Source organism: Streptomyces sp. NPDC060031, from assembly GCF_042736805.1.
In the GTDB taxonomy this organism is placed as follows: Bacteria; Actinomycetota; Actinomycetes; order Streptomycetales; family Streptomycetaceae; genus Streptomyces.
Map to the genome: position 1 here is coordinate 128749 of NZ_JBHWVM010000008.1, position 7458 is coordinate 136206.

A 7458-nucleotide genomic window follows, 5' to 3' on the forward strand; every position below is an offset into this window, starting at 1 on the left:
TTCGTCGTGAATCCGCCAAGTCTCGCATCCCGGTGTGCGGTGTCTTGACGCGCCATCAGGCCCTGCGCACGATGACCGAGGCGGATCCGGATGATCCACCCGGAAGGCGGTGAAAAGTGACCTCGGCCGTCACGGACCCGGCGCGCCCCCGCCGGACCGACCGCAAGGGCGACAGCGGTACGCGCCGCCGGCCCGACCGCAGGGGCGGGAGCCGCCCCGCGCACGCCGATCACGGGGCCTGGTTCCTCGTCCTGCCCGCGCTCGTCCCGATCCTCCTGCTCAGCGTCGGCCCGCTCCTCTACGGCATAGCCCTCGCGTTCACCGACTCCCAGTCCGGCCGCACCTCCCCCACCCAGTGGGTCGGCGTCCTCAACTTCCAGGACCTTCTGCACGACCGGCTCTTCTGGGAGTCCTTCCGGATCGGCCTGCTGTGGGCCATCGGCGTCACCGTGCCGCAGTTCCTGCTCGCGCTGGGCCTCGCCCTCCTGCTCAACTCGAACCTGCGCCTGCGCGGCCTGGCCCGGGCCCTCGCGATCATCCCCTGGGCCATGCCCGAGGTGGTCGTCGCCGTCATGTGGCGGCTCGTCTACCACCCCGACGCGGGGGTCCTCAACGAGACGCTGTCCGGCCTCGGCCTCGGCGGGGACACCGACTGGCTGAGCGGCCCGGCCACCGCCCTGCCCGCCGTCATCCTCGTCGGCGTCTGGGCCGGCATGCCGCAGACAACCGTCGCCCTGCTCGCCGGCCTGCAGAACGCGCCGCACGAACTCCACGAGGCCGCGGCCCTCGACGGGGCCGGGGCCTGGCGCCGCTTCCTGACCGTGACCTGGCCCGCGATCAGACCGGTCGCGCTGTCCGTCACCGCCCTGAACTTCATCTGGAACTTCAATTCCTTCGCCCTGGTCTACGTGCTGACCGGCGGCGGGCCCGGCGGCCGCACCCGGCTGCCCATGCTGTTCGCGTACGAGGAGGCCTTCCGCTACGGCCAGTTCGGCTACGCCGCCGCCATGGGCTGCGTGATGGTCGCGGTGATCTCGGTCCTGCTCGCGGTGTACCTCGCCGGCCGGCTGAAGGGAGGGGACGAGCAGTGAACACCCGGACCGGGCGCCCCGCGCGCGCCGCCCAGTACCTGGCGCTCGCCGCCTACCTCGTCTTCCTCGCCTTCCCCTTCCTCTGGCTGGTCTCGACGGCCTTCAAACCGCCGCGCGAGCTGAGCAGCCTGCACCCCACCTGGATCCCGAAGGACCCGACCCTCGGCAACTTCCGCCAGGCCTTCGCCGAACAGCCGCTGCTGCACGCCGCCCTGAACAGCCTGGTCGCCGCCGTGTGCGCGGCCATGGTGGCGGTGGCGCTGGCCACCCCGACGGCCTTCGTGCTGGCCCGCCGCCGGGGCAGGCTGTCCACCGCCGCCACCGGCTGGGTCGTGGTCAGCCAGGCCTTCCCCTTCGTACTGGTGATCATTCCGCTGTTCCTGGTGCTCAAGAACCTGCACCTGATCAACTCGGTACCCGGGCTGATCCTCGTCTACGTCGTCTGGTCGCTGCCGTTCGCGCTGTGGATGCTGACCGGGTACGTCCGGGCCGTGCCGCGGGAGCTGGAGGAGGCGGCGGCGATGGACGGGGCCGGGCGGCTGCGCACGCTCGTCTCGGTCGTGGCGCCGCTGCTGGCGCCGGGGATCGTGGCCACCGCGCTCTTCTCGTTCATCACCGCGTGGAACGAGTTCTTCTTCGCCCTCGTCCTCCTCAAGTCCCCGGACCGGCAGACCCTGCCGGTCGTCCTGACCCACTTCCTGGGCGCGGAGGGCGCCGCCGACCTGGGGCCGCTCGCCGCGGCCGCGTTCCTCGCCACCCTGCCCTCGCTGGTGATCTTCTCGGTCATCCAGAAACGGATCGCCGGCGGCATGCTGGCCGGGGCGGTGAAGAGCTGATGGCGTGCTTCCGCCAGGCGCTGGCGGCCTCCGTCGCCGGGGTGCTCCTGCTCGTGGCCGGCTGCTCCGATGGCGGGTCCGCCCGTACCGGTGCTGACGGGAAGATCAGGATCCGGTTCCAGTCGCTCGCCTGGCAGAAGGAGTCCGTCGACGCCAACAAGGCCCTGGTCGCCGAATGGAACGCAGCCCACCCCGACATCCAGGTCCAGTACGTACAGGGCAGCTGGAACAGCGTCCACGACCAGCTGCTGACCTCATTCGAGGGCGGCGAGGCCCCCGACGTCATCCACGACGCCTCCGACGACCTGGCCGACTTCGCGTACGGCGGCTACCTCGCCGACCTGCGGCCGCTGCTCTCCGACCGGCTCACGTCCGACATCCCGGCCGGCAGCTGGGAGTCCACCACCGTGGCCGGCGGGGTGTACGGGGTCCCCTTCCTCCAAGAGCCCCGGGTGCTGATGGCCAACACCGGGCTGCTGCGCGCCTCCGGCGTCCGCATCCCGACCCCCGAAGCCCCCTGGAGCTGGGCGGAGTTCCGCGCGGCCGCGAAACAGCTCACCGCCGAGGGGCGGTACGGGGTGGCCTGGCCGCTCAAGGACCCCGTCTCCGCCACCCTCAACCTCGGCCTGTCCGCGGGCGGCCGGCTCTTCGTGCGCGAGCCGGGCGGGAAGGCCGAGATCCGCTGGGCCGAAGGAGACGCGGTCGTCCCGGAGACGATCCGGGCCCAGGTCGACACCGACCACAGCGCCTCGCGCGCGACCCTCGGGATGGGGGGTTCCGACACGCTGCCCGGCTTCTTCGGCGGCAAGTACGCGATGGTGCCGCTCGGGTTCTCCTACCGTCAGCAGATCGTCCGGCAGGCCCCGCCCGGCTTCGCCTGGCAGGTGCTGCCGCCGCCGGCGGGCGCGGACGGCACGGCCCAGGGAGTGAGCCCGCAGACCCTCTCGATCGCGCGGGACAGCCCGTACAAGAAGGAGGCCGCCGCCTTCATCGACTTCCTGCTGCGCCCCGCGAACATGGTCCGCCTCGCCCGCGGCGACTGGATGCTGCCCACCGGGACGCAGGCCCTCGCCGACCCCGCCCTGCGCACCCCGGAGCTGGGCTGGGCGACCGGCGCGGCCCTGGCCGGCCGGCTGCGCCCGGCGCCGGCCCAGTCGGTGCGCGGCTATCCGGAGTGGAAGGACAAGGTGGCGACCCCGGCGTTCCAGGAGTTCTACAGCGGGGCCATTGGTCTCGATGAACTGGAGGAACGCCTGGTCAGGGACGGCAACCGGGTGCTGGCCCGGTACCAGCGCTGAGGTGGTCCCCGGACCTCCTACCCGGCCCCCGTGCTCGCCCACCGCTGGGGCGTGCCCGCCGTATCCCTGTCCCCGAACCTGGTGGCCTGGGAGGGGTACGAGGAGGGGGCTGCCGAGCCGATGTTCGCCGAGCTGAAGGCGTCCGAGCGCGGGCAGGCGCACTACGCGGCCTTCGCCGCCTGGCTCACCGAGAACGGCCTCGGCGACGACGTCGACCGCTTCCGGTCCCGCCCGCGCCGCAGCATCGTCCTGATCCCCGCGAAAGTGCTGCTGGTTTCGCTCGGCTCCACCTGCACCAAGCAGCCCGCCTTCTGCCGGGCCTGCATGGAGGCCTTCGAGGACCTCCCCGACCGGTACGTCGTCCGGCAGATCGGCAGCTTCACGGACGAGGCCGAGCTGGGCCCGATCCCCGCCAACGTCGAGGTCCACCGCTGGGTTCCCCAACTGGACGTCCTCGGCCAGGCGGACGCGTTCATCACGCACGCGGGCGCCGGCGGCAGCCAGGAGGGGCTGGCCACCGGTACCCCGGTGGTCGCCGTCCCGCAGGCCGTCGACCAGTTCGGCAACGCCGACATGCTGGTCTCGCTCGGCGTGGCCCGGCACGTCCCGATGGACCGGGCCGACGCGGCGACCCTGCGGGCGGCGGTCCTGGAACTCGTGGCCGACCCCGGGACTGCCGCCCGCTGCGCGGCCCTGCGCGCCCGGACGGCCGCCGAGGGCGGCACGCGCCGGGCCGCCGACCTCATCGAGGCGGAACTGTCATAGCCGCCACCTAGGGTGCGGCCATGACGAAGAAAGCCGGGACCAGGAAATACGCCGCGCTGCTGCGCGGGATCAACGTCGGCGGCCACAAGAAGGTCCCGATGGCGGAGCTGCGCTCCGTACTGGAGGGCCTCGGCCACGGTGACGTGCAGACGTACCTGCAGAGCGGCAACGCCGTCTTCAGCGCCGCGCAGAAGGACCCGAAGGACCTGGCCCGGGAGCTGGAGGCGGCCATCGAGGCGCACTTCGGCTTCCGGGTGGCGTGCCTGGTGGTGGACGGGGACCACCTGCGCGCCGTCGCCGACGCCTGCCCCTTCCCCGCCGCCGAACTGGAGGGCAGGCAGCTCCACGCCACGTTCTTCTCCGAACAGCCCGCCGCGGACCGCTTCGCCGCCCTCGCGGCGGCGGACTTCCTCCCGGAGGAGTTCCGCCTGGGCGACCGCGTCCTGTACCTCTTCGCCCCGCAGGGGCTCGGCCGCTCGAAACTGGCCGAGGCCCTCGCCAGGCCCGCCGTCGTCAAGGGCATCGACGCGACCACCCGCAACTGGAACACCGTCGCCAAGCTCGTCGAGCTGACGCGGGCCTGAGCGACCCGCGTTCTGGTCATTCTTCCGGCCCGCGGGCGGCCGGCGGCGGGCGGCCGGGGCGGGAGCGGCCTGATGAGGGGGCGGCCGGGAGGGTACGGGCCTTGCGGGAATCGGCCAGGGAATTCGGCCGGGGGCTGTTGGCCGTATCGCGTCCTTCCCCGCCCCCGCCCCTTCGTGATGGCATGTGCATGTTCAATTCGCAGGCCGTTCCGCACGAATGGAGAAAAGGCGATGTTGCTCCGCAGACTGATCGCCGGTGCGGCGGTGACGGCGTTATCGGCCGTGGCCGCACCCGCGCAGGCCGATGCCGCGTACATCCCGCCCGGGAGAATTACGGTCGACGTGGTCGGAATCAACGGCTCGGGGTGCCCGCAGGGGACCGCGGACGTGGCCGCGGCCTCCGACAACACCGCTTTCACCGTCACGTACAGCAATTACCTGGCCCAGGCGGGAGCCGGCGCGGGCGGGACCGAGTTCCGCAAGAACTGCCAGCTCGCCCTGCGGATCCACGTGCCCCAGGGGTTCACCTACGCCATCGCCCGCGCCGACTACAGGGGCTTCGCGCACCTCCAGCGCGGGGCCTTCGGCCAGGAGCGCGCGAACTACTACTTCCAGGGCGCCGCGCAGACGGCCCGCACGACCCACCAGTTCAACGGCCCGTACACGGACAACTGGCAGGCGAGCGACGAGACGCAGTACGCCGAGCTGGTCTGGGCGCCGTGCGGCGAGGAGCGCAACCTCAACGTCAACACCGAACTGCGCGTCTACGCGGGGACGTCGAACCCGCAGGCCCTGAGCTTCATGAGCATGGACTCGACGGACGGCAGCGTCAGCACGGTCTACCACTTCGCGTGGAAGGAATGCGCCGCAGTCTGACACCGCGTGAGCGCAGGAACCCGACTCATGGTCAGGAGTGACAACGATGTCCCTTTCCCTGTCCCATTCCCTGTCCCGCACCCTGCTCACCGCCTGTGCGGCCGCCGCCCTGGTCGCCACGGCGACGCCGGCCGGAGCCGTCGGCCACGGCCCGCTGATCACCGTGCCGCCGGACAAGATCGTGATCGAACTCGCCACCGTGAACGGATCCGGCTGCCGGGAAGGCACCGCCCAGGTGGCCGTCGCCCCGGACAACACCGCCTTCACGGTCACCTACAGTGAATACCTCGCGCAGGTCGGCCCCGGCGCCCCGCCCACCGCGTTCCGCAAGAACTGCCAGCTCAATCTCCGCGTTCACGTACCCTCGGGCTTCACCTACGCCATCGTGCAGGCCGACTACCGCGGATTCGCATTTCTCCAGCCGGGAGCGTCGGGACAGGAACGGGCGAACTACTATTTCCAGGGAATGCCCCAGACTTCCCAGCGGACCCACCAGTTCAACGGGCCGCTGAACGACAACTGGCAGTCGACCGACAAGACGGAATACGCCGATCTGGTCTGGGCGCCGTGCGGAGAAAAACGCAACTTCAACATCAATACCGAACTGCGCGTGAATGCGGGCACGTCCGGCCCGACGGTCACCAGCTTCATGGCCATGGACTCCACGGACGCCAGCGTCAGCACCCTCTACCACCTCGCCTGGCAGGTGTGCCCGACCCCCTAGGGGGACCGGGCGCGCCCAGCAGCGTCCTTTCCGTGCGGTGAGGCGGAGGGCGCTCCCCGTACGGGAAGGTCTCCGCCGAGGGGGTGCATCTCGTCCGGATCAGCCATGGCCCGATGGTGGCCCGGGGTCGCGGATGTGCCAGGCTCCTGGGTATGCGTTACATCATCATCGGTGCCGGGGCGATCGGCGCGGCCATCGGCGGACGGCTCACGGAGGCGGGCGCCGAGGTCGTCCTCGTCGCGCGGGGCGCGCACGCGCAGGCCCTGCGCGCGGACGGGCTGCGGCTCACGACCGCGCACGGAACGGCCGTACACCGGCTGCCCGTGGTCGGCGACCCGGCGGAGCTGGGGGAACTGCGCCCCGACGACGTGCTGTTGCTCGCGGTCAAGACCCAGGACGCCCTCGCCGCGCTCGACGCGTGGGGTGACGCGGAGGTCGCGGGCGGCGGCACGGCCGCGCAGCGGCTGCCGGTGCTGTGCGCGCAGAACGGTGTGGAGAGCGAACGGCTGGCCCTGCGCCGGTTCGCCCGCGTGTACGGGGTGTGCGTGTGGCTCCCGGCGGACTTCCTGGAGCCGGGGGTGATCTGCGCGAGGTGCGCTCCGCTGACGGGGATCCTGCACATCGGGCTGGCCGCCGGGGGCGCCGACGCGCGGGCCCGGAGCATCGCGGCCGACCTGGAGAAGGCCGGGTTCGAGGCGCCGGTGGTCGAGGACGTGATGCGGTGGAAGTACGCGAAGCTGCTGGGCAACCTGAGCAACGCGATCCAGGCGACCACCGGCCCGGAGCCCGACCCGGCGAAGGCGGCGCTGCTGCTGCGGGCGGTCCGGGAGGGCAAGGCCGCGTTCGAGGCGGCCGGGATCGCCTACGCCTCCGAAGCCGAGCAGGCGGCGGCCCGGGGCGGCAAGGTCGAGCTGCCGCCGGGGATTCGGGGCGGGTCCTCCTGGCAGTCCCTGTACCGGGCTACGGGCTCGATCGAGGCCGACTATCTCAACGGGGAGATCTCCCTGCTGGGCCGGCTGCACGGGGTGGCGACGCCGGTCAACGACGTGCTGCGGCACGCGGCCAACATCTTCGCCCGCGAGTCCCTTCCGCCGGGCGCGATGGCCATCGCCGACCTGACGGCCCTGGCCGACGAGGCCGCCGCCCGCTCCTAGTGCCCTGACCGGAGGTGTCCACCGCCTCACGACGCCCGGCACGGCACCTCGCCGCGTTGTCGGACCACGCAAGTACGTCCAGTACGAGCCGTGGCCCTCCGCCTTGCGACGCACCGCACCGGACGCCGCG

Annotated in this window: 7 protein-coding genes and 1 pseudogene; all 8 read left to right on the forward strand. The window is 72.0% G+C overall.

What is annotated here, in order from left to right; genetic code table 11:
* Positions 1-116 precede the first annotated feature (116 nt).
* Positions 117-1091 carry a carbohydrate ABC transporter permease gene (locus tag ACFWB8_RS05610; RefSeq protein WP_385222902.1) on the forward strand — a complete coding sequence of 325 codons (975 nt, stop codon included), beginning with the start codon at positions 117-119 and terminating at the stop codon, positions 1089-1091.
* Entirely contained in the window at positions 1088-1927 is an 840-nt protein-coding gene (locus tag ACFWB8_RS05615; RefSeq protein ID WP_385222905.1) for a carbohydrate ABC transporter permease, read from the forward strand. Before ACFWB8_RS05610 ends, ACFWB8_RS05615 begins: the two co-directional genes overlap by 4 nt.
* The gene (locus tag ACFWB8_RS05620) at positions 1927-3225 is read left to right on the forward strand and encodes an ABC transporter substrate-binding protein (protein ID WP_385222908.1); all 1299 of its coding nucleotides are present in this window, start codon (positions 1927-1929) and stop codon (positions 3223-3225) included. The genes ACFWB8_RS05615 and ACFWB8_RS05620 overlap by 1 nt, the downstream gene beginning before the upstream one ends.
* A 15-nt stretch (positions 3226-3240) precedes the next feature.
* Positions 3241-3990, forward strand: a pseudogene (locus ACFWB8_RS05625) (nucleotide disphospho-sugar-binding domain-containing protein); the annotation flags it as partial.
* Between the two features lie 20 nt (positions 3991-4010).
* Complete coding sequence (locus ACFWB8_RS05630) at positions 4011-4574, forward strand: DUF1697 domain-containing protein (protein ID WP_385222911.1); 564 nt, start codon at positions 4011-4013, stop codon at positions 4572-4574.
* A 231-nt stretch (positions 4575-4805) separates the two neighbouring features.
* Positions 4806-5450, forward strand: coding sequence for a DUF4360 domain-containing protein (locus ACFWB8_RS05635; RefSeq protein ID WP_385222914.1), 645 nt, complete (start codon positions 4806-4808; stop codon positions 5448-5450).
* Between the two features lie 46 nt (positions 5451-5496).
* A complete protein-coding gene (locus tag ACFWB8_RS05640; RefSeq protein WP_385222917.1) occupies positions 5497-6174 on the forward strand; it encodes a DUF4360 domain-containing protein in 678 nt (225 codons plus the stop codon).
* Positions 6175-6326: 152 nt separating this feature from the next.
* Positions 6327-7328, forward strand: a complete 1002-nt coding sequence (locus tag ACFWB8_RS05645) for a ketopantoate reductase family protein (protein ID WP_385222920.1) — start codon at positions 6327-6329, stop codon at positions 7326-7328.
* Positions 7329-7458 lie beyond the last annotated feature (130 nt).

Excerpts from the sequence above, each read along its gene's own strand:
- ACFWB8_RS05620 (WP_385222908.1), top strand. The coding sequence starts at position 1,927 with ATGGCGTGCTTCCGCCAGGCGCTGGCGGCCTCCGTCGCCGGGGTGCTC.
- ACFWB8_RS05630 (WP_385222911.1), top strand. The coding sequence starts at position 4,011 with ATGACGAAGAAAGCCGGGACCAGGAAATACGCCGCGCTGCTGCGCGGG.
- ACFWB8_RS05635 (WP_385222914.1), top strand. The coding sequence starts at position 4,806 with ATGTTGCTCCGCAGACTGATCGCCGGTGCGGCGGTGACGGCGTTATCG.
- ACFWB8_RS05640 (WP_385222917.1), top strand. The coding sequence starts at position 5,497 with ATGTCCCTTTCCCTGTCCCATTCCCTGTCCCGCACCCTGCTCACCGCC.
- ACFWB8_RS05645 (WP_385222920.1), top strand. The coding sequence starts at position 6,327 with ATGCGTTACATCATCATCGGTGCCGGGGCGATCGGCGCGGCCATCGGC.